Source organism: Pseudomonas asuensis, from assembly GCF_014646755.1.
GTDB classification, from domain to species: domain Bacteria; phylum Pseudomonadota; class Gammaproteobacteria; order Pseudomonadales; family Pseudomonadaceae; genus Chryseomonas; species Chryseomonas asuensis.
Window position 1 is genome coordinate 244,800 of the sequence record NZ_BMNW01000001.1, and the last position, 23,101, is coordinate 267,900.

The window sequence follows — 23,101 nt, forward strand, 5'->3', positions numbered from 1 at the left end:
CCGTTACCGAGCACGCAAGCTTAATCAATCGATAAGCGCGCGGGCATGATGACGCAAATGCTCCTCGATAAAGGTTGCGACAAAATAATAGCTATGGTCGTAACCAGGCTGCAGACGCAGGGTCAATGGATGACCGACACGCGTAGCCACCTGCTCCAGCGCTTCCGGCTTAAGCTGCTCTGAAAGAAAACTATCTTGCTCGCCCTGGTCCACGAGAACGGGCAGCCGCTCCTGCGCCTCTTCCATCAGCGCACACGCATCCCACTCAGCCCAACTGGTACGATCTTCACCCAGATAATTGGAGAAAGCCTTTTGTCCCCAAGGGCAATTCATGGGATTAACGATAGGCGAAAATGCTGAAACCGAGAGATACATCCCTGGATTACGCAGGGCACAAATCAGAGCACCATGACCGCCCATCGAGTGGCCACTCACACCGCGCCTGTCCGAAACTGGGAAGTTGGCTTCGATTACAGCAGGCAGTTCCTTCACAACGTAATCGTACATCCTATAGTGCCTGGCCCAGGGCTCACGGGTCGCATTAAGATAGAAGCCCGCACCAAGGCCAAAGTCCCACGCGCCCTGTGCATCATCAGGCACATCCGGACCACGCGGGCTCGTGTCGGGAGCAACCAGTACCAACCCCAACTCAGCAGCAACCCGATGGGCGCCCGCCTTTTGCATGAAGTTTTCATCAGTACAGGTTAGCCCTGACAGCCAGTAAAGGGCTGGCAGCGGTGTTTTCTGTTCTGCCTGGGGAGGAAGATAGATGGCAAAGGTCATCTCGCAGCCTAAGACAGCCGACTGATGCTTGTAACGCTTATGCCAGCCACCAAAAGACTTCTGGCAGGAGACCAGTTCCAGCGTATTGCTCATGAATAACTCCTTGCACGCCGAAACAGGCCCGACACATCAAAATGTCGGGCCTGAGCATGATCAATAGTGGATAACGGTACGAATGCTCTTGCCTTCATGCATCAGGTCAAACGCTTCGTTGATCTGATCAAGGCCCATGGTATGGGTGATAAAGGTGTCCAGGGGGATTTCACCCTTCTGGGCTTTATCGACATAACCTGGCAGTTCGGTGCGGCCCTTGACGCCGCCGAAAGCACTTCCCCGCCATACGCGTCCCGTCACTAACTGGAATGGACGTGTGCTGATTTCCTGGCCAGCTCCGGCAACCCCGATAATGACCGACTCACCCCAGCCCTTATGGCAGCACTCAAGTGCAGCACGCATAAGCTTTACGTTACCAACACACTCGAATGAGTAATCTACGCCACCATCAGTCAGCTCAACGATAACGTCCTGGATAGACTTGTCGTAGTCGTTCGGGTTAACGCAATCCGTTGCACCAAGCTGCTTGGCGATTTCGAACTTGGACGGATTGATATCTATGGCAATGATACGTCCTGCCTTGGCCATCGTTGCGCCGATAATGGCTGAAAGGCCAATACCACCCAAACCGAAGATGGCTACTGTAGCGCCCTCTTCAACCTTGGCCGTATTCAAGACTGCCCCGATCCCGGTAGTGACGCCACAACCAAGCAGGCAGACCTTTTCCAAAGGCGCTTCCTTGGGAATTTTGGCTAGCGAGATTTCCGGCAATACGGTGTACTCAGAAAACGTAGAGGTGCCCATGTAGTGATAGATAGGCTGGCCTTTATAGGAGAAACGAGAAGTGCCATCCGGCATCAACCCCTTGCCCTGGGTAGCACGAATGGCTTGGCACAGGTTGGTCTTTCCGGAAAGGCAGAACTTGCACTGACCACATTCAGGCGTATACAGAGGAATAACATGGTCGCCGACCGCAACGGAGGTCACACCAGGACCTACCGCTTCGACAACACCACCGCCTTCATGGCCAAGGATGGCAGGGAAGATACCTTCCGGGTCAGCGCCAGATAATGTGTAGGCATCAGTGTGGCAAACACCGGTCGCCACGATACGAACCAGCACTTCACCTTCTTTAGGCGGAGCGACATCGACTTCAACGATTTCCAAAGGCTTGTTAGCCTCAAAAGCAACAGCGGCACGTGATTTAATCATAGAGGTCATCATCCATCTGGTGATACGGTACGTGTAGTGTATGAATTTTTATTCAGTTAATAATCCGACGTTCTGCAATATATTATTGCCATACAGGGATAATCATGAATGCCTGGGAAGGCCTTGATGAGTTTGTTGCGGTTGCTGAAGCAGGTCACTTCAGCCTAGCAGCTGAACGGCTTCGTGTTTCCTCATCACATGTCAGTCGACAGATCGCACGGCTGGAAGAGCGCTTGCAGACACGTCTGTTTTATCGCAGTACGCGTAGTGTGGTGCTTACCGAAGCCGGGCAAACATTCCTCCAGCACTGCCAGCGCTTGCAGGATGCCCGCGAAGAAGCACTTCGCGCCGTCAGTGACTTATCCAGCGAACCCAAGGGACTGCTGCGCATGACTTGCGCGGTTACCTATGGCGAGCGCTTTATCGCTCCGCTATTAAATAGTTTTATGGCATTGCATCCGCAATTGCGCCTTGAAATAGAGCTATCCAATCGTACGCTGGATCTTGTGCAGGAAGGCTTCGATCTGGCAATTCGCCTGGGCCGACTAAACGATTCTCAGCTTATTGCAACCAAGCTGGCGCCACGCATCATGTACCTGTGCGCTGCCCCGCGTTATCTGGAACGCTTCGGAGCTCCTCATGCTCTGTCAGAGCTGGCGCGGCATAATTGCCTGATCGGTAATAGCGATATCTGGAGTTTTCAGGAGAATGGCAGAGAAGCCCCCGTTAAGGTTGCAGGAAACTGGCGATGCAATAGTGGTCAGGCTGTTCTGGACGCAGCGCTGAGAGGTTTTGGCCTTTGTCAGCTGCCTGATTACTATGTAGCGCCTCACCTTGCACGAGGGGAACTGGTATCCCTGCTGGAAAACCGACAACCGCCTAATACAGGAGTATGGGCGCTTTACCCTCAGCGACGTCATCTATCTCCAAAGGTCAGACAGCTGGTGGACTATCTCAAAAGCAATTTGCCAGCCTATCTTCAGAACTGAAGTTTTATCTCATCACCGTTCGGTTATCCGCACCATACGTCCAACGGTTGGAACCCGCCGATGCCTGGCTCGTCGTACCTATATGGAACATGAAAGGGTCATGCTCCAAACAGGCGAATCCTAGAAGTCAGGACGCTCCCGCTTTCTAAGTTTTTGTATCGAGACCCTCTAAAGCGATATGAAACTGGAAGTGAGCAGACCTTCTTCTTTACGAGATTCATCGAGGAGCTGGTTCAGCCTAATGCATCCCAGGCGCCAGACCCCTTAGCAGTTGACGAACCCTCCATAACCATAGCGAGGAAGCCGCCATGTACGGACCCATCACCAAAGCAACATTGGCTGAACTCATGGAAAAGCATGAGCCGCCATGCCTGTCGATCTACATGCCTACGCATCGTAGTTTTCCAGAGCGCACTCAGGACCCGATCCGATTCAAGAATCTGGTCCGCGATTTGAAAGCCTCGTTGGAACAACAATTCCCAGACGTCCCTAGCGACACGCTGCTCAGGCCGTTTGATGAGTTGGTTGATAACCGTGATTTCTGGAATCACACCCGTGATGGCGTTGCTGTATTTGGTGGCAAAGATTACTTCATGGTCTATCCGCTTCAGCGCAAAGTGCCAGAAGTTGCAATCGTCAACTCTCATCACTATCTGAAGCCCATTCTTCGGATCGCTCAATCAGCAGATCGGTATCAGATCCTGTGCCTTTCCCGTAATCAGGTCCGCCTGTTTGAGGGTAATCGAGACGTGCTGGATGAGGTTGAATTAGCGCCTGAGGTCCCCCGTAACCAAGACGAGGCGCTAGGCTCCGAGCTGACGCCTAAGGATCAGATTGGCAACACTAACGGCTTTGGTGCAGCTGGTGAGCGTGGCGATCCCATGATCCATGGCTCTGGAGGAAGTGGTAAGCAAGAGCAGATCGACATCGACTGTGAGCGCTTCTTCCGCGCTGTTGACCGAGCGATTACTGAACACCACTCAAAACCTTCTGGGCTCCCCCTCATAGTGGCTGCTCTACCAGAAAACCAGACTGTGTTCCGTCATGTCAGCCATAACCAACAGCTTCTTGAACAGGGTATTTCCATCGGGCAAGGCGCTTTAGACACTGAAATGCTGCGCCAGGAAAGCTGGAAGCTGATGGAGCCTATGTATCTGAAGCGCTTGAATGGCATTCTTGATCAGTACGGGGAATCCCGTGGTCAAGGCCTAGCTTCTGATCAGCTTGAAGAAATTGGCAAAGCTACTGCTGAAAGTCGTGTAGCCATGCTGCTGGTGGAGGCCGACCGCCAGATCCCTGGACTACTTAATCGAGAAAGCGGTGAGCTGCACCCGTCTAAGCCTGCTGGCGCTGAAACAGCCGATGTGCTGGATGAGCTTATTACGTACGTCATGGAGCATGGCGGCGATGTAGTCGTCGTACCCCGTGAGCGTATGCCATGCAAAACTGGCGCAGCGGCAGTTTATCGTTTCTAAGAGGCTAAACAGTGGGCGTCGGCTCATGCCGACGCTCGCGCCAAAGCTGTGTTAGCCAGACCAGATCTTCAGGACGCGTAATCTTGATGTTGTCACTTCGTCCTTCTATTACTCGTGGCCTATAGCCGGCCCACTCCATCGCAGAGGCCTCGTCAGTAATCATGACGCCTGCAGCTAACGCATCACTGAGCGTTTGTCTCAGGTGACCCAAGCGAAACATTTGAGGTGTATATGCTTGCCAAATCACACTGCGATCTACTGTCACCTCAACCCGCCCATAAGGGTCGACACGCTTCAAGGTATCTTTGACCGGAACGGCCAGTAACCCCCCCACCTCGTCGTCAGCCAGCTCACATAACAAGCGATCAACATCACCCTGGCACAGATTAGGCCTTGCTGCATCATGCACCAACACCCAGTCCGAGTCAGAGGCGCCGCATACTGCCAATTGAAGCAGACCACTCAAAACGGAGTCAGCGCGCTCTTTTCCTCCTGCTGCTCGAGTGATCCGATGATCAGATGCACACGCCAGATCAGGCCACCACCTGTCATCAGCAGCCAGACTAACGACTAGGCCTTGCAAAGAAGGATGATGCAATAAGGCAGAGAGCGTATGTTCAATGACAGTACGCCCAGCAAGATCCAGGTATTGTTTAGGCCGGTCAGCACGCATACGCGAACCAATGCCCGCAGCGGGTACGACGGCCCAGAAAGAAGGTAAGGCTTTGTTTATCATTTGGATTGTAGGTAAAGGGTTTCGCCTTCTCTGACCATGCCAAGCTCATGGCGAGCGCGCTCTTCAACCGTCTCCATTCCCTTCTTCAACTCGGCAACTTCTGCCTCAAGAATCCGGTTACGTTCGAGCAGTTGCTTGTTTTCTTCATCCTGGCTGGAAATCTGCTCACGCAGCTCCTTTACCTGCGCCAAGCTGCCATCGCCCACCCACAGACGATACTGCAGGCCGGCTAGCGCAATGATCAGGACAGGAAACAACCAGTAAGGGCTACGCATTGGCTTTACAGTTCAAAGCAACAAATTAGAGAGCTAATGAGAACACACTTAAAACAAAAGCAGGAAGGAAATGATGCTTATATCGATAAGCGACACCTCAATCCTGCTCTTTTTAACACATCACTTCACAACAGAGAGCAGCCCGGGCCGCTCCCAGTGAACTCAGCTACGAAATTCGGCACGTCCCCGGTATGGAGCTTTAGCACCGAGCTGCTCTTCGATACGGAGCAGCTGATTGTACTTGGACACGCGATCCGAACGGCACAGGGAGCCGGTCTTAATCTGGCCTGCTGCAGTGCCAACCGCAAGATCGGCAATTGTCGAGTCTTCGGTCTCGCCTGAGCGGTGAGAAATTACAGCGGTGTAACCAGCTGCCTTTGCCATCTGAATGGCTTCCAGCGTTTCGGTCAGGGAGCCGATCTGGTTGAACTTGATGAGAATAGAATTACCAATACCTTTTTCGATACCTTCCTTGAGGATCTTGGTATTGGTTACGAACAGGTCATCACCTACCAGCTGAACCTTGCTGCCGATTTTGTCTGTCAGCGCTTTCCAGCCAGCCCAGTCGGATTCGTCCATACCATCTTCGATAGAAATGATCGGGAAGCGCTCGCTCAAGCCTGCAAGATAATCGGCAAAACCTGTCGCATCGAATGTTTTACCTTCACCAGACAGGCTGTACTGGCCGTTTTCATAGAATTCGCTGGAAGCGCAGTCCAAGGCCAGGGTCACGTCCGTACCCAACTTATAACCAGCCTTCTCAACCGCTTCGGCAATGGCGCCCAAGGCATCTTCGTTGGAAGACAGGTTGGGGGCAAAGCCGCCCTCATCCCCTACAGCAGTATTCAGGCCACGAGCCTTGAGGACCGCCTTCAGGTGATGAAAGATCTCTGCACCCATACGCAGTGCATCAGCGAAGCTTTTAGCGCCGACTGGCTGAACCATGAACTCTTGGATATCGACATTGTTGTCGGCATGCTCGCCGCCGTTGATGATGTTCATCATCGGAACCGGCATGGAGTACTGACCGGGTGTACCGTTGAGCTCAGCGATATGCGCATACAAAGGCAGGTCTTTGTCTTCTGCAGCGGCCTTGGCTGCTGCCAGGGAAACCGCCAGGATCGCATTGGCGCCCAGCTTGGACTTGTTCTCTGTACCGTCGAGATCAATCATCGCCTTATCCAGCGCTTTTTGATCAGACGGATCCTTACCCAGCAGAACATCTCGGATGGGGCCGTTGACGTTACCAACAGCGGTCAGAACGCCTTTGCCCAAATAACGGCTTTTGTCGCCGTCACGCAGCTCCAACGCTTCGCGTGATCCTGTGGATGCACCAGAGGGCGCACAAGCCCTGCCGACGATACCGTTATCAAGAATCACCTCGGCTTCCACGGTAGGGTTACCGCGGGAATCCAGAATTTCCCGGCCTTTTATGTCGACGATCTTTGCCATTGTTATACGCTCTCCATGGTTCTGGTCAGGTGCAAACTGCACCTTCGGCTTCTTATTTGGAACTAAGTTCAGCGGAACATCAGGCTGTTTCGATTGGAGTGAACGACTTCACCAGTTCATCCAGTGCCTTTAGCTGAGCCAGGAAAGGCTCGAGCTTGTTCAATCGAAGGGCGCAAGGGCCATCGCACTTGGCGCTGTCAGGATCCGGATGCGCTTCCAGGAACAGACCCGCAAGCCCTTGGCTCAGGCCAGCCTTGGCGAGATCAGTAACCTGTGCACGACGCCCACCGGCAGAGTCGCTACGACCGCCAGGCATCTGTAGAGCATGAGTCACGTCGAAGATAATCGGGTATTCGAACTGCTTCATGATGCCGAAGCCAAGCATATCGACTACCAGATTGTTATAACCAAAGGACGTACCACGCTCGCACAGGATCAACTGTTCATTGCCCACCTCCTCACACTTCTGCAGGATATGTTTCATTTCCTGAGGTGCAAGAAACTGAGCTTTTTTGATGTTGATAACGGCATTGGTTTTGGCCATGGCAACAACCAGGTCAGTCTGGCGAGACAGGAAAGCTGGCAACTGAATGATGTCGCAGACTTCAGCCACTGGTGCTGCCTGGTAAGGCTCATGAACGTCCGTGATAACCGGTACATTGAAGGTCTTCTTGATTTCCTCAAAGATCCTCATGCCTTCTTCCAGGCCCGGGCCACGGAAGGAGTTCACCGAAGAGCGATTGGCTTTGTCAAAACTGGCCTTGAAAACGTAAGGAATACCCAGCTTCTGCGTCACCTTTACGTACTCTTCGCAAATCTGCATCGCCAGATCGCGGGATTCAAGCACATTCATTCCGCCAAACAGCACAAACGGCTTGTCGTTAGCGACTTCGATATTACCGACACGAATCGTTTTCTGAGCCATAGTCATCAAGCCTTGTTAGCGTATTTCAGGGCCGCGTTTACGAAACCGCTGAATAGCGGGTGACCATCGCGCGGAGTAGACGTGAATTCCGGATGGAACTGGCAAGCCACAAACCAAGGATGATCCGGAGCCTCGACCACTTCGACCAGAGCACCATCGCCAGAGCGACCTGTCACTTTCAGACCTGCCGCCATGATTTCAGGCAACAGATTGTTGTTCACCTCATAACGATGACGGTGACGCTCAACGATCACGTCTTTCTGATAGCAATCATGCACCAGCGTACCGGTAGACAGCTGACACTCTTGAGCCCCCAGACGCATGGTGCCGCCCAAGTCGGAAGCTTCTGTACGGATCTCGGTAGCACCGGAAGCATCTTGCCACTCGGTAATCAAGCCAACGACTGGATGCTGACCGGACTTATCGAACTCAGTGGAGTTTGCATCGGTCCAGCCCAGCACGTTACGAGCAAACTCAATTACGGCCACTTGCATACCGAGGCAGATACCCAAGTACGGAATCTTGTTCTCGCGAGCATATTGAACCGTGCGAATCTTCCCTTCTACGCCGCGCAGCCCAAAACCACCAGGCACAAGAACGGCATCCACGCCCTTGAGCAGGTGTGTACCCTGCTGCTCGATGTCTTCCGAATCGATATAGCGCAGGTTTACCTTGGTACGGCTCTGGATACCTGCATGCGTCATCGCCTCAATGAGCGATTTGTATGCATCCAATAGCTCCATGTATTTACCGACCATGGCGATCGTTACTTCACGCTCAGGATTGAGCTTGGCATCAACCACGCGATCCCACTCGCTCAAGTTAGCCTGGCCGCATTCGAGGCCAAAGCGCTCGACTACGAAGTCATCCAGGCCCTGCGCATGCAGGACAGACGGAATACGATAAATCGTATCCACATCTTCCAGCGAAATGACTGCACGCTCTTCCACATTCGTAAACAGCGCGATCTTGCGACGAGAAGAGCTGTCTACTGGGTGATCGGAGCGGCAAATCAGGACGTCTGGTTGCAGACCGATGGAGCGCAGCTCCTTCACCGAATGCTGAGTCGGCTTGGTCTTGGTCTCACCAGCCGTTGCAATATAGGGCACCAGCGTCAGATGCATGAGCATGGCACGGCGAGCGCCAATTTCTACGCGCAGCTGGCGTATGGCTTCCAGAAAGGGTTGGGACTCGATGTCACCTACGGTACCGCCGATTTCAACCAGCGCCACATCCGCATCACCTGCGCCTTTGATAATCCGGCGCTTGATTTCATCAGTGATGTGAGGAATGACCTGAACAGTCGCGCCTAGATAATCGCCGCGACGCTCCTTACGCAGCACATCCATATAGATGCGGCCGGTCGTGAAGTTATTGTCCTGGGTCACTGTAGTACGAATAAAACGTTCATAGTGACCCAGGTCGAGATCGGTCTCGGCACCGTCATGGGTGACAAATACTTCGCCGTGCTGGAACGGGCTCATAGTACCTGGATCGACGTTTATATAGGGATCCAGCTTGAGCATGGTGACCTTCAAGCCCCTCGCTTCCAGAATGGCGCCCAAGGAAGCCGAGGCAATGCCTTTCCCCAATGAAGAAACAACACCGCCCGTGACGAAGATGTAGCGCGTCATGAATTTTCCTAGAAATCTGTAGTAAGGCGGAAAGCCGCCGGGAAGCGAGGGAGGCCTAGAGGCCTCGGTTGAGCACGGTAAAACTTCATGCCCAACGCACACCCGTTGTTACGTAAACAACAAGTGCGGTACAAGACGGGAGCGTAGTCTACAACAAACTGCCTTTCAGCTCAAACGCCTCCCACTCGTCGCAGGAGTCCACTCAAACCGCCAGCGTTTATCGGCTGCACTATCCAGTCCAGACAGGTTAGCGACAGCAATCAACTGCCCATTGCAGAACAGCAGCGGCAATCTGCCGCGCAGAAAGGTGGGCACATGATGCTCATTCAAAAGCCGCTTTAGGTCTCTATGCCCCCGCCTTGGAACCATCATAACCTCTCCTCCCTGACGGTAACGAATATCAAGAACACCTTCGGGGCGCTGGCCGATAATCCTGGCCTGCCCATTGCCGCCTAACTGTATTTCAGACTGACCCTCAGGCCACTGAAGAGGCGTAAGGACTGCAGTTAACCACTGGCGCGATACCCACCAGAGCCGCCCCGCGCCGCGGTGCATCTCTCCCCCTTCCAGCACCCAGACAGGGTTGGCTGAAACAGTTGCGTCCCGTAGTGCCACCCACCCTGCCCAGTGATCAGTGTCCGGCATCCGGCTATATTCATCTAGCCAATGACGAAGTGCGTTGCGCTGGCGATAGTCACTTAACTGCTTGATAACCTCTAATTCAAGACTAGGAAGTGAAAGCCAAGAAAACGCATGACCAGTCTGCGCAGCACTTAAGTCCATGGCGGCACACTCCTCAAGAACAGCCAGTGCCTCGGCCATGTGCCCTGCGCTACGGGCAATGCTATTTGAAGCCTGTGGCCAGCGCAGACGCAGCACCTTCAGGACTTCATGGCGCAAGAAATTACGATCCTGAACAACCTGTTGATTGCTCGGATCCTCTACCCACTCCAGCCCTTCCGCCAAGGCATAACGTAGCAGCTCTTCTCGAGGGATTGATAGAAAAGGTCTTATCAGATGTCCCTTGGGCATTGCACGCGAGGTTGCCATGGCTGACAAACCTTTTACTCCGGCTCCGCGCAGCAATCTCAATAAAAGTGTTTCTGCCTGATCATCCTGGTGCTGAGCAACCAGTAACACTTCGTCCTCTTCAATATGCCGAGCGAAGGCTGCATAGCGTGCATCCCGGGCAGCTCGCTCCAGGCTTGCACGCTGGTCGACCTGCACATATTCAACACTCAAAGGAATCTGCAGGAACTTACAGACTTGCTGACACCGTTCCACCCAATCATCTGCTTCTTTAAGAAGACCATGATGCACATGGATAGCATGCAGCGGCGGTAATTGCCTGTACGAGGCTAGACGCGACAAGAGATGCAGGAGAACCGAAGAATCCATGCCGCCAGAAAAGGCGATATGCCATCGCTTGGCGCGCAGATACGGGGTTAAGACCTTGAGAGCTTTGTCAGCAAGAGAGGAAGAAGGACTATCAGAGCGAGACATGGCTGCCAATCAATGAATACACATTATTCATGTAACAGCTTTAGTGCATGCCCAGCACAAGCCAGGCATGCGCCAGACAAATCAGGAAATGCCGTAGCTCATCAAACGCTCATAACGACGCGTCAACAAATCCTCGCTGGAGAACTTCTTGAGCATATCCAGCTGATCCACCAGTGCTTCGCGAATGGAAGCCGACATAACAGCAGGATCACGATGGGCACCACCTAGCGGCTCGTCAATAACAGTATCAACTATACCCAGGCCCTTGAGACGCTCCGCCGTGATACCCATGGCTTCAGCGGCATCAGGTGCCTTTTCAGCAGTCTTCCAAAGAATAGAAGCGCAACCTTCAGGCGAAATCACTGAATATGTTGAATGCTGAAGCATGTTCAATTGATCACATACGCCAATTGCAAGGGCTCCACCGGAACCACCTTCGCCAATCACAGTTGCAATGATAGGCGTTTTCAGGCGAGACATGACGCGCAGGTTCCAAGCAATCGCCTCACTTTGGCCACGCTCTTCCGCGTCGATACCTGGATAAGCGCCGGGCGTATCGATAAACGTCAGGATGGGCATCTTGAAACGCTCAGCCATTTCCATCAGGCGACAAGCTTTACGGTAGCCTTCCGGGCGCGGCATCCCAAAGTTGCGGCGCACTTTTTCACGCACTTCTCGTCCCTTCTGATGCCCGATAACCATAACGGGCTGGTCATCCAGACGAGCAATACCACCGACGATGGCTGGATCATCAGCAAAATGGCGGTCGCCATGAAGCTCTTCGAAATCAACGAAAAGATGGCTGATGTAATCCAGTGTATAAGGACGCAACGGGTGACGCGCCAAACGCGCCACCTGCCAGCTGCTCAGACTACCAAAAATACTTTTGGTCAGTGCCTGGCTCTTTTCCTGCAGCCGGGCAATCTCGTCACTGATATTCAGTGAATTGTCATTGCCAACCAAGCGAAGCTCTTCGATCTTGGCCTGAAGGTCAGCGATCGGCTGTTCGAAATCGAGATAGTTCGGGTTCATGAGTATCCGTCTTGCAATCTTGAGCCAGCGGCCGGGTCGCCTACCTTAAAAGATCAGGCGGATCAGGTCGAGGCCGGTAGATCAATTATCGAGATCACCGCCTCAACCCTTGAGGCCATTGGCATGGTTTGGTCGAATGAGCAGCAGCTGCGCTGCTCGGATCAACGGTAGTTCAGGAAGACGTTTTCTCTTCCAAACTGGTCACGCAATGCCTGTATCAGGCCATCACCTGGATCAATTCTCCACTGCTCGCCAAACTGCAGCAGAGCTCTGGCATCCTGGCTTCGATAATCCAATGTTACCGGGCAAGCACCACGGTGCTTGGTACACAAGTCAGCCAACCACCGCAGTCGGTCGCCTTTCAATGCATCGCTGGCTACCGAAATCCGCAGGCTTTCGGCAAGAGCAGTGCGGGCCTCTTCCAGCCCTAGCACGCGCTTGGCACGTAGTCTCAAGCCGCCTGAGAAGTCGTCCTGGCTGACCTCGCCCTCAACAATGACCAGGGCATCAGTCTGCAGTAGGGATTGAGCAGCATGGAATGCTTCAGCAAATAGTGATGCCTCAATGCGGCCGGAGCGGTCATCCAGTGTAACAAACCCCATCTTATCGCCGCGCTTGTTTTTCATCACACGTAGATTGACGATAAGGCCAGCAACCGTCTGGGTTTCCCGAGAAGGCTTCAAATCCACGATGCGCTGACGGGCCAGCCGGCGAACTTCACCCTCATACTCATCAATCGGGTGCCCTGTCAGGTATAGGCCCAGGGTTTCCTTTTCTCCCCGCAAACGCTCCTTGAGTGTTAGTGCCCTTGCCTTGTAATGATTGGCATAAACATCAGCCTCCGGCTCGGCGAACACGCCACCGAACAGGTCCATATGGCCACTATTATTACTGCGCGCAGTTTGTTCGGCAGCAGCAATCGCTTCTTCCATCGCTGCCAGCAATACAGAGCGATTCTGATCAATTGTGGCCTGATAGGCCTTGAGTTCATCATGGTAATGAGGCCCCAGACGATCCAATGCTCCTGCGCGGACAAGTGCCTCTAATGTTCGCTTGTTAATGCGTTTGAGATCGACACGATCACAGAAGTCAAAAAGGTCTTTGAAGGCCCCCTCCTGACGCGCCTCCACAATCGCTTCTACAGGCCCTTCACCCACACCCTTGATTGCACCAAGACCATAAACGATACGTCCACCTTCATTTACGGTGAACTTAAAGTCAGAGATGTTCACATCCGGCGCATCGATGCGCAATTTCATATGGCGGCATTCCTCAATGAGGATTACCACCTTGTCGGTATTGTGCATGTCAGCTGACAACACCGCTGCCATGAAGGGTGCGGGAAAATGCGCCTTTAGCCAGGCAGTTTGATAAGACACCAGACCATAGGCAGCCGAGTGGGATTTGTTAAAGCCATAACCCGCAAACTTTTCTACCAGATCGAAGATATTACCAGCAAGCTCGCCGTCAATACCGTTTTGGGCACAACCCTCAATAAAGCCGCCCCGCTGCTTGGCCATCTCTTCAGGTTTTTTCTTACCCATCGCGCGGCGCAGCATATCCGCCTGGCCAAGGGTATAACCGCCCATGACCTGGGCGATCTGCATGACCTGCTCCTGGTACAGGATAATGCCATAGGTCGGCGCCAGGACAGGCTTTAGCCCCTCGTATTGATAATCTGGGTGAGGATAAGCCAACTCAGCACGACCGTGTTTTCGGTTGATAAAGTCATCCACCATGCCTGATTGCAGGGGACCCGGGCGGAACAGAGCCACCAATGCGATCAGATCTTCCAGGCAGTCCGGCTTGAGCTTTTTGATCAGCTCCTTCATGCCACGGGATTCCAACTGGAAGACCGCTGTTGTCTCTGCCTTTTGCAAAAGGTCGTAGGTCTTTTTGTCATCCAGCGGGATGAAATCGATATTAATCGGATCGAGCCCTTTGACGGCATGCTCCCGATTAATCGTTTCCATCGCCCACTTGATGATGGTAAGCGTCCGCAGGCCCAGGAAGTCGAACTTTACCAACCCTGCCTGCTCTACATCGTCCTTATCGAACTGGGTAACTAATCCGTTACCATCCTCATCGCAAGAGACAGGAGAGAAGTCTGTCAGCTTAGTAGGCGCAATAACTACACCACCCGCGTGCTTACCTGTACCGCGCGTAATACCCTCAAGCTTGAGCGCCATATCCCAGATTTCCTGGGCTTCTTCATCCACCTTGAGGAAATCACGCAGCATTTCCTCTTGCTCATAAGCTTTTTGAAGTGTCATCCCCACTTCAAACGGGATCATTTTGGATAATCTATCGGCAAGGCCGTAAGACTTACCCTGTACACGCGCAACATCACGGACTACTGCCTTTGCAGCCATGGTGCCGAAGGTAATGATCTGGCTAACCGCGTTACGCCCATAGGCGCCTGCCACGTAGTCAATAACCCGGTCACGGCCATCCATGCAGAAATCGACGTCGAAGTCAGGCATGGAGATACGTTCAGGATTGAGGAAACGCTCAAACAGAAGATCGTAAGCCAGCGGGTCAAGGTCCGTAATTTTCAGCACGTACGCCACTAGCGAGCCAGCACCCGAACCACGGCCAGGACCAACGGGAACGCCGTTGTTTTTCGCCCATTGAATAAAGTCCATTACAATGAGGAAATAGCCGGGAAATCCCATCTGAATAATGATATTGAGCTCAAAATTCAGGCGGTCTATATACACCTGCCGCTTGGACTCATAATCAGGCGTATCCTTGGGCAAGAGCACTGCAAGGCGCTCTTCCAACCCATCAAATGACACCTTGCGCAGATAGTCATCAATGGTCATGCCTTCTGGGATGGGGAAGTTAGGCAGGAAATACTTGCCAAGCTGCACGTCGATATTACAACGCTTGGCAATTTCAACAGTATTTTCCAAGGCTTCTGGCAGGTCGCTGAACAGCTCCCACATCTCTTCAGGAGACTTCAGGTACTGCTGATCGCTATAAGTACGGGGCCGCAACGGGTCATCCAGTACACGACCTTCACCAATGCAGACTCGTGTTTCATGGGCCTCGAAGTCGTCCTGCTTGATGAAGCGCACATCATTGGTTGCTACAAGCGGAACGTTACAACGGTCGGCCAGCGCGACCGCCGCGTGAAGATGCTCTTCATCATTAACGCGCTGGGTACGCTGCACCTCTAAGTAAAAGCGATCGCCAAAGACATCCAGCCACTCACTTAGCAGTCGCTCGGCACGTACCTCATCGCCTGCCAGCAAAGCCAGGCCTACCTCGCCTTCTTTCGAGCCGGAAAGCGCAATCAACCCATCGGCAGCAGCCTTAATCCAGTCACGCTGGATAATAATCTGCCCTTCGTGCTGGCCTTCCTGGTAGCCGCGAGAGACCAGCTCCGTCAGATTCCTATAGCCTTGCTTGTTCATGACTAACAGGGTTAGCCGGGTAAGCGGCCCGTCCTCATCAGGATTAGCCAGCCATAAATCGGCGCCACAGATGGGCTTAATACCCGCCCCCATAGCTGCCTTATAAAACTTTACAAGCGAGCATAAATTGCTCTGGTCTGTCACGGCCACAGCAGGCATACCTGCACTGGCTACCGACTTGACCAAGGGTTTTACCCTGACCAGACCATCAACCAGCGAATATTCAGTATGCAAACGCAAATGAACAAAGGATACGGTCATGGGAACCCCGACAATCATGCAGAAACAAACCGGAATTGTACTGACCGGGAGGAGAAGCTAGAAGCTTGATAGAAATGAGCAGATATGCATGCTCAGACAAACAGAACAATAAGCAGCGTTCAGCCCAGAAAACACAGGCATCGCCGTCCGTCGGCTTGCCTTACCTGCAGGCATCGACCATCAGATCGCTATAGCGCCTGAAAAGTGTTTAGCACCGCCCTCAAGGGCAGCAAAGGCATCACGTACAGGTGCAAAAGAGCGCCGGTGAATAGGCGTTGGGCCAAGACGCTTGAGCGCCTCGAGATGTTCAGCCGTAGGATAGCCCTTGTGACCCGCCAAACCATACCCTGGATAAAGCAGGTCCATCTCTGCCATCTCCCGATCTCGAGTGACTTTGGCCAATATAGAAGCTGCTGCGATCGCAGGCACCTGACTGTCACCCTTAATCACTGCCGAACTTGGTACTGACAATACAGGACAGCGATTGCCATCAATTAGCGCTAACTTCGGCAAAACAGTCAAACCTTCAACGGCTCTTTTCATTGCCAACATGGTTGCATGAAGAATATTGATCTCGTCGATTTCATTAACCTCGGCACGAGCAATGCAACACGCCAATGCTTTTTCATGAATCTCTTCAAACAAGGCCTCTCGGCGCACCTTGGTGAGCCTCTTGGAATCGTTGAGCCCTCGAATAGGACGTGCTGGATCAAGAATCACAGCGGCAGTAACGACCGGCCCACATAAAGGGCCTCGTCCTACCTCATCAACACCTGCAACCAACTCCTGCACCAGTGAAAAATCCAGACCCAATTGCATTAATCAATCCCAATGAGTGCTAGTACTGCATCAGCTGCTTGTCGCGATGCATCCTGCCGCAATATATGGTGAATAGCCTCAAACCCTTCTGTTTGTGTAGAAGGGTCCTCTAAAAGAGGCAAAATAGCTTTTACTAGCTTTTCTGGCGTAGCGTCATCCTGAATCAACTCAGGGACAAGGTGTTTGCCTGCCAGCAAGTTCGGCAAGGAGATATAAGGGCTCTTTACCATTCGCTTCAGGATGTAGTACGTCAACGGAGCAACTTTATAGGCTACCACCATTGGTCGTTTGAATAACATTGCCTCTAATGTGGCAGTTCCTGAGGCAATAAGCACAGCATTACAACTGGCCAATACTTCATGCGAGCGCCCTTGGGTCAACATCACACGTACCGAGCGGCCCTCAAGCAGGGACTCGATTTGTGCACGCCGATGCTCATTGGCACAAGGCAATACGAATTGAATATCGGGTCTTAATGCGCTCAGGCGCTCTGCAGCGTCGAAAAAGAGAGCACCCAACCGGGAAACCTCCCCCCCTCGACTGCCAGGTAGCAAGGCAACAACTGGTCTTTCCAGCGATAACCCCAAGGCTTCGCGTGCAACTGTACGATCAGGGTCAAGCGGAATGGTATCGGCCAGAGGGTGGCCTACAAAACGCACAGGAACCTGTTTTTCCTCATAGAAGCGCGCCTCGAAAGGAAATAGCGTCAACATAAGGTCACAGGCTTCACGAATTTTCAGAACACGCTTTTGCCGCCATGCCCAGACAGAAGGACTGACGTAATGAACGGTCCGGATACCTGCATTACGGAGCTGTTGCTCTACCTCAAGCACGAAGTCCGGTGCGTCAATGCCAATAAAAACGTCGGGCCGGGCTTGAATAAGTGTCTGAATAAGCTCTTTTCGACGCTGTAAAAGCTCTCGAAGCCGACCTAATACCTCTACAAGCCCCATGACAGAGAGCCGCTCCATGGGGAAGGCCGAAATCATGCCCTCCGCTTCCATACGCGGACCACCAACACCGATGAATTCGATAGCTGGATGGCGTGCCTTAAGCGCCGTCATAAGGCCTGCGCCCAGGAGATCCCCTGATGCCTCACCGGCAACAAGCGCAATTCGCAAGGGTTGATTCAAGGCAGACATACCCGGCTCTTTTAATAGGGCCAATATAAGCCACTATAAATTGAAGGCCGCGTTGCGGCCTTGAAAGGATTAGCGTGTTATTCCACGCGTGGAACTGACAATGGAGTCTCGAAAGACCGCAACCTCAGGAAATTCGAGAGCAACCTGCTCCAGTTCCTTTAACGCCTCGTCAACCGTCAACCCTTGACGATAAACAACCTTATAGGCGCGGCGAAGCGCATGAATCGCTTCGCTGGAGAAGCCACGGCGACGCAAGCCCTCAAAGTTCATGCTACGTGCTTCAGCCGGATTGCCAAAGACGGTCACGTAAGCCGGTACATCTTTACCAATAGCAGTACCCATGCCGGAAAAGCTATGTGCACCGATACGGCAGAACTGATGTACTAAGGTATAACCGGACAAAATAGCCCAGTCATCGACATGAACATGCCCTGCCAACGCCGTGTTGTTGACCAGGATACAATTGTTGCCAATTATGCTGTCATGTCCAATATGGACATAGGCCATTAGCAAATTATGGTCGCCAATAGTCGTTTCGCTACGATCCTGAACGGTACCTCGGTGGATCGTAACACCCTCACGAATGACGTTATGATCACCAATAACAAGGCGCGTAGGTTCGCCCTTGTATTTGAGGTCAGGCGTATCCTCACCAATCGTGGAAAACTGGTAAATACGATTATGTTTACCGATGACCGTTGGCCCATGCAGCACAACGTGCGGCCCAATGACCGTACCTTCACCAATTTCAACATCGGCGCCTACGATGGACCAAGGTCCAACCTTGACGTCGTCAGCCAGTTTGGCACCTGGCTCAATGATCGCCCTAGGGTCGATCAAACTCATAATTTGCGTTCCGCACAGATGATTTCAGCAGAGCATACCGCTTTCTCGTCAACCGTTGCCTGGCATTCGAACTTCCAAATGCCCCGCTTGCAACTGATGAACCTAGCTTCCAGCTGCAATTGATCCCCCGGCAGAACAGGCTGACGGAATCGCATATTATCGGAGCCAACAAAATAATATAGGGTTCCCTCTGCAGGAGAGGAATTCATCATCTTAAAACCAAGAATGCCTGCGGCCTGCGCCATTGCTTCAATGATCAAAACGCCCGGCATAATAGGATGCTGAGGGAAATGGCCGTTAAAAAAGGGTTCGTTGATGCTGACATTCTTATAGGCACGAATACGCTTGCCTTCAATATCCAATTCCACCACCCGGTCCACTAGTAGGAACGGGTAGCGGTGAGGCAAGTATTCGCGAATCTCGTTAATGTCCATCATATCTGGAGAGGCCTGTTCAAAAAAAAGGAAACGCCTGATGCGTTACTCTGCATCAGAAGCAGCGTCATCCTGTAAGGTCACGGCAGCCACTGTTTTTTCGAGAAGCTGCAGACGCCGAGCCATATCATCCAGGTGACGGATACGAGCCGCACTCTTTCTCCATTCAGCTGCAGGTTGCATTGCCGTACCGGAGGAATAAGCGCCTGGCTCAGTAATCGAGCGGGTAACCATGGTCATGCCAGTAACGAAAACGTTATCGCAGACCTCAATATGTCCAACCATGCCGACACCGCCGGCAATCGTGCAATGGCGCCCGATCTTGGTACTACCCGAGATCCCCACACAGGCCGCCATGGCCGTGTGCTCTCCAATGTGTACATTGTGAGCAATCATTATCTGGTTATCGAGTTTGACGCCATTACTGATAACGGTGTCCGCTAACGCGCCTCGATCAATGGTGGTATTGGCACCAATCTCAACATCATCGCCAATACTGACACCACCCAGCTGAGCAATTTTTTTCCATTGCCCCTGATGGTTCGCGAAACCGAACCCTTCCCCACCAATAACGGCACCAGACTGGATAACCACTCGCCTCCCAATACGCACGTCGTGATACAGCGTAACTCGGGGAGCAAGCCATCCATCCTCACCGATCTGGCTACGAGCACCGATAAAGCAGTACGCTCCAATGGCAGTACCTGCGCCTATTGATGCACCTGACTCAATAACAGCATACGCGCCGATACTTGCTGTAGGGTCAACAAAGGCATCTTCTGCAACCAAAGCAGAGGGATGAATACCTGGCTTAGGCAGAGGCTTACGATCGAATAAATGGGAGAGCTGAGCATAGGCCAGATAGGGATTAGCAATTATCAAACAATTGCCCGCGAACCCTTCAGCCTCAGTCGGATGCAAGATCACCGCGCCTGCTTTGGTATCAGCCAGGTATTTCCTGTACTGAGCATTAGCAAGAAAACTTAATTGCTCAGGCTCAGCATCCTGCAATGTAGCAAGACCAGAAATAAGAAGCTCCGGGTTTCCCCGGAGCTCGGCTCCAAGGCGCTCTGCCAGCTGCCTTAGAGTAAACGTTGTAGAGGTTATCATTAGCGGTTCTGATTCATCCGCTCGATCACGTCACGTGTAATGTCGTACTGAGGTTTGGCATCGACTACAGCGCCACGCTCAATAACGATGTCATAGTTGCCCTTTTTCAAGACTTCTTCGACAGCCTTATCAAGTTTTGGCTTGAGCTGCTTCAACATATCTCGATCAGCAGCTGCTTTGGACTCGTTCAGCTCTTTTGACTGAAACTGGAAGTCACGAGCCTTCTGCTTGAAGTCCGACTCAAGACGATCACGCTCGGAGTCCTTTAGCTTGTCACCACCAGCAGCAAGACGACTTTGAATATTCTTCGCATCGCTTTCCAGGGATTTAAGCTTGTTAAGCTGAGGACCAAACTTCTTTTCAGCGTCTACAGCATATTTTTTTGCTGCATCCGACTCCAGGAGTGCCATCTGGTAATTGAGCACCGCAATTTTCATCTCGGCAAAAGCCGGGGTAGCAACAACAGCGGCGGCGATCAAGGCGAAACGGAAGAACTTACGCACAATGCACTCCTGCGTTTAAACGCTATATAGAGTTGGATCAATTAGAACGTCTGGCCCAGCGAGAACTGGAACACTTGAGTATCGGCGTTATTTGGCTTCTTGACTGGCATGCCCAGGCTGAAGCTTAACGGACCTAATGCAGTTACCCAAGTCAAGCCAACGCCAACAGAGCTTGCCATATTGGAGAAGCTGACCTTATTGCAACTGGCGCTGTCCTTATCAACCAAACGACACTTGGTGTCAAAGACACTACCCACATCCCAGAACAGCACTGTTCGCAGCTGACGTTGATCCTTAACGAAGGGCAAGGGAAACAAATATTCAGCGCCACCAGTAATCAGAACATTACCACCAAAAGGCTCAGCGTCTTGGTCTGGGTCAACTTCTTGTCCTAAAGCCGCATATCTTGCCTTCTGGACGCCAGCACCGGCAGGAGTACTTCTAGGCCCTAGACTACTATCTTCAAAGCCACGAACAGAGTTAAACCCGCCAGCATAATAGTTTTCATAGAATGGTAAGCCACTGGTTGAACCATAGCCATCACCGTAACCGAGCTCGGTATGGAAACGAAGAGCAGTATTTTGGGTAAGCCCAGCAAAAATCTGTCCACGATAGTCGATCTTGTAATAACTCAGATCACTACCAGGAATAGTGACTTCTGCAGACAGGCTCTGGGAATGACCACGAGTCGCCATGACGCCTTTGTTGAGAGTCGACTCCGACCAGCCAATAGATGCCTTGAAGTTAGTAAAGGTATCGCCTTCCTGCTGGATGAACTTGTACACCTCATCTACGGTGTACTTGTTCGGATCAAGCTCATCACGCTGGACACCGAGCCCAAAATTCAAACGGGAAGTTTCACTAATCGGATAACCAAAATTTACCCCAAAGCCAAGGCTATTGATGGAGTAGCTGGAAACATCAACATCCAAATCATCGTAGTTGGTTGAACGATAAAACGCGTTGTAGCCCAGACTTACGCCATCATCGGTCCAGTAAGGATCAGTAAAGCTGAAGTTATAGCGAGTCTGGTACTGGCTTCGCGTTAACCCTACGCTTACCCGGTTACCGGTACCCAAAAAGTTGCTCTGGCTAATAGAGCCGCCCAGGATCAAGCCTGCACTTTGCGCAAAACCGACACTGGCTGTAATCGAGCCGGACGGTTGTTCTTCTACAGAATAATTTACGTCGACCTGATCATCAGTACCAGGAACCTGCGGAGTCTCGACATTGACCTCTTTGAAATAGCCCAAACGCTCCAAGCGAGTTTTGGACTGATCAATCAAATAAGTAGATGCCCAGCCGCCTTCCATCTGGCGCATTTCCCGACGAAGAACTTCGTCTTCAGTTTTGGTGTTGCCACGGAAATTAATGCGATTCACATAGGCACGCTTGCCGGGATCAATCACAAAGGTCAGGGAAACCGTGTGATCGTCTTCATGAGGCTCTGGCACACCATTCACATTAGCGAATGTGTAACCTTCATTACCCAAACGACGGGTGATCAGGTCTGATGTACCGGTCATTACCTTCCGCGAAAACACTTGGCCTGATTGTACCAACATCAGCTTCCGGATTTCGTCTTCCGGCACCTTCAGGTCACCTGAAAGCTTTACGTCACGAACGGTGTACTTCTCACCTTCGTTAACGTTAACCGTAATATAGACGTGTTTTTTATCCGGTGTAATCGATACCTGGGTCGAGGTGATATCCATGTTGATATAACCGCGATCAAGGTAATAAGAGCGCAAACGCTCAAGATCACCAGATAGCTTTTCACGAGAATATTTGTCGTCATTTTTGAAGAAGGAAAGCAAATGGCTCTTCTTCAACTCAAACAGATCAATCAGATCCTGCTCTGGAAACACGTGATTTCCGACGATATTGACCTGAGAAATCGTTGCCACTTCACCTTCGTTGATTTTGATCTTCAACTGAACACGGTTGCGTGGCTGAGGAATAACCTCGGTTTCAATGTTGGCAGAATAACGACCCTGAGCAACATACTGACGAAGCAGCTCATTACGCACACCTTCCAGCGTTGCTTGCTGGAAAATTTCACCTTCAGCCAGGCCCGACTGCTGAAGACCTTTTTTAAGGTCATCTTCTGAGATCGCCTTATTGCCCTCAATAGTGATGCTTGAAATCGAGGGGCGCTCAACCACGCTCACCACCAGAACGTTACCTTCACGCCCTAGCTGAATATCCTGGAAAAAACCCGTACGGAACAAGGAGCGAGTCGCATCAGAAAGGCGACGATCATCTACCGCATCGCCCACATTAAGAGGCAAAGCACCGAAAACGCTTCCAGCAGAAACTCTCTGCAAGCCGTTTACACGAATATCGGAGATGGTGAAGGACTCGGCGTGAACCTCGCCGATCATCAGCGCGGCTATTACCGCAGGTAGCAGCAAGCGTTTCATGAGTCCCTTTTTTATTCCAACTGACAAATAAATAATCTGCTGCTTATATACAGCAGACTAAGCGTTCAGCGGCG

Annotated in this window: 19 protein-coding genes; 2 read left to right on the forward strand and 17 right to left on the reverse strand. The window is 52.0% G+C overall.

Annotated elements, in window-relative coordinates:
- Positions 1-24: 24 nt before the first annotated feature.
- Together fghA and IEX86_RS01160 are read right to left on the reverse strand one after the other, a co-directional pair.
- Positions 25-876, reverse strand: coding sequence for an S-formylglutathione hydrolase (fghA, locus tag IEX86_RS01155; RefSeq protein ID WP_188864236.1), 852 nt, complete (start codon positions 874-876; stop codon positions 25-27).
- A gap of 60 nt (positions 877-936) precedes the next feature.
- Positions 937-2,049: an S-(hydroxymethyl)glutathione dehydrogenase/class III alcohol dehydrogenase gene (locus tag IEX86_RS01160; RefSeq protein WP_188864237.1), complete on the reverse strand. Its 1,113-nt coding sequence runs from the start codon at positions 2,047-2,049 to the stop codon at positions 937-939.
- A gap of 104 nt (positions 2,050-2,153) precedes the next feature.
- Here IEX86_RS01160 and IEX86_RS01165 point away from each other — a divergent pair, with 104 nt between their 5' ends.
- Together IEX86_RS01165 and IEX86_RS01170 are read left to right on the forward strand one after the other, a co-directional pair.
- Positions 2,154-3,038, forward strand: a complete 885-nt coding sequence (locus IEX86_RS01165; RefSeq protein WP_188864238.1) for a LysR family transcriptional regulator — start codon at positions 2,154-2,156, stop codon at positions 3,036-3,038.
- A gap of 308 nt (positions 3,039-3,346) precedes the next feature.
- Positions 3,347-4,513 (forward strand): baeRF3 domain-containing protein, encoded by a 1,167-nt coding sequence (locus IEX86_RS01170; RefSeq protein WP_188864239.1) that lies wholly within the window; start codon positions 3,347-3,349, stop codon positions 4,511-4,513.
- 4 nt (positions 4,514-4,517) lie between these two features.
- Here IEX86_RS01170 and ispD read toward each other — a convergent pair whose 3' ends face one another.
- From ispD to bamA, 15 genes are all read right to left on the reverse strand, one after another.
- A complete protein-coding gene (ispD, locus tag IEX86_RS01175; protein WP_188864240.1) occupies positions 4,518-5,249 on the reverse strand; it encodes a 2-C-methyl-D-erythritol 4-phosphate cytidylyltransferase in 732 nt (243 codons plus the stop codon).
- The gene (locus IEX86_RS01180; RefSeq protein ID WP_010797398.1) at positions 5,246-5,524 is read right to left on the reverse strand and encodes a septum formation initiator family protein; all 279 of its coding nucleotides are present in this window, start codon (positions 5,522-5,524) and stop codon (positions 5,246-5,248) included. Before IEX86_RS01180 ends, ispD begins: the two co-directional genes overlap by 4 nt.
- 162 nt (positions 5,525-5,686) lie before the next feature.
- Positions 5,687-6,976 carry a phosphopyruvate hydratase gene (gene eno, locus IEX86_RS01185; protein ID WP_188864241.1) on the reverse strand — a complete coding sequence of 430 codons (1,290 nt, stop codon included), beginning with the start codon at positions 6,974-6,976 and terminating at the stop codon, positions 5,687-5,689.
- Positions 6,977-7,055: 79 nt separating this feature from the next.
- Complete coding sequence (kdsA, locus tag IEX86_RS01190; RefSeq protein WP_188864242.1) at positions 7,056-7,901, reverse strand: 3-deoxy-8-phosphooctulonate synthase; 846 nt, start codon at positions 7,899-7,901, stop codon at positions 7,056-7,058.
- A 5-nt stretch (positions 7,902-7,906) separates the two neighbouring features.
- Entirely contained in the window at positions 7,907-9,535 is a 1,629-nt protein-coding gene (gene pyrG / locus IEX86_RS01195; protein ID WP_188864243.1) for a CTP synthase, read from the reverse strand.
- A 165-nt stretch (positions 9,536-9,700) separates the two neighbouring features.
- Positions 9,701-11,038 (reverse strand): tRNA lysidine(34) synthetase TilS, encoded by a 1,338-nt coding sequence (tilS, locus tag IEX86_RS01200; protein WP_188864244.1) that lies wholly within the window; start codon positions 11,036-11,038, stop codon positions 9,701-9,703.
- An 81-nt stretch (positions 11,039-11,119) separates the two neighbouring features.
- Positions 11,120-12,070: an acetyl-CoA carboxylase carboxyltransferase subunit alpha gene (locus tag IEX86_RS01205; protein ID WP_188864245.1), complete on the reverse strand. Its 951-nt coding sequence runs from the start codon at positions 12,068-12,070 to the stop codon at positions 11,120-11,122.
- Positions 12,071-12,231: 161 nt separating this feature from the next.
- Positions 12,232-15,750, reverse strand: coding sequence for a DNA polymerase III subunit alpha (gene dnaE / locus IEX86_RS01210; protein ID WP_188864246.1), 3,519 nt, complete (start codon positions 15,748-15,750; stop codon positions 12,232-12,234).
- 180 nt (positions 15,751-15,930) lie between these two features.
- Entirely contained in the window at positions 15,931-16,569 is a 639-nt protein-coding gene (rnhB, locus tag IEX86_RS01215; RefSeq protein WP_188864247.1) for a ribonuclease HII, read from the reverse strand.
- Positions 16,569-17,702 (reverse strand): lipid-A-disaccharide synthase, encoded by a 1,134-nt coding sequence (lpxB, locus tag IEX86_RS01220; protein WP_188864757.1) that lies wholly within the window; start codon positions 17,700-17,702, stop codon positions 16,569-16,571. The genes rnhB and lpxB overlap by 1 nt, the downstream gene beginning before the upstream one ends.
- 78 nt (positions 17,703-17,780) lie before the next feature.
- The gene (lpxA, locus tag IEX86_RS01225; protein ID WP_188864248.1) at positions 17,781-18,557 is read right to left on the reverse strand and encodes an acyl-ACP--UDP-N-acetylglucosamine O-acyltransferase; all 777 of its coding nucleotides are present in this window, start codon (positions 18,555-18,557) and stop codon (positions 17,781-17,783) included.
- The gene (fabZ, locus tag IEX86_RS01230) at positions 18,554-18,994 is read right to left on the reverse strand and encodes a 3-hydroxyacyl-ACP dehydratase FabZ (protein WP_010797388.1); all 441 of its coding nucleotides are present in this window, start codon (positions 18,992-18,994) and stop codon (positions 18,554-18,556) included. The genes lpxA and fabZ overlap by 4 nt, the downstream gene beginning before the upstream one ends.
- A gap of 42 nt (positions 18,995-19,036) precedes the next feature.
- Positions 19,037-20,101, reverse strand: a complete 1,065-nt coding sequence (gene lpxD, locus IEX86_RS01235) for a UDP-3-O-(3-hydroxymyristoyl)glucosamine N-acyltransferase (RefSeq protein WP_188864249.1) — start codon at positions 20,099-20,101, stop codon at positions 19,037-19,039.
- The gene (locus IEX86_RS01240; protein ID WP_188864250.1) at positions 20,101-20,604 is read right to left on the reverse strand and encodes an OmpH/Skp family outer membrane protein; all 504 of its coding nucleotides are present in this window, start codon (positions 20,602-20,604) and stop codon (positions 20,101-20,103) included. The genes lpxD and IEX86_RS01240 overlap by 1 nt, the downstream gene beginning before the upstream one ends.
- Positions 20,605-20,645: 41 nt before the next feature.
- Positions 20,646-23,027 carry an outer membrane protein assembly factor BamA gene (gene bamA / locus IEX86_RS01245; protein ID WP_188864251.1) on the reverse strand — a complete coding sequence of 794 codons (2,382 nt, stop codon included), beginning with the start codon at positions 23,025-23,027 and terminating at the stop codon, positions 20,646-20,648.
- Between the last annotated feature and the right edge of the window lie 74 nt (positions 23,028-23,101).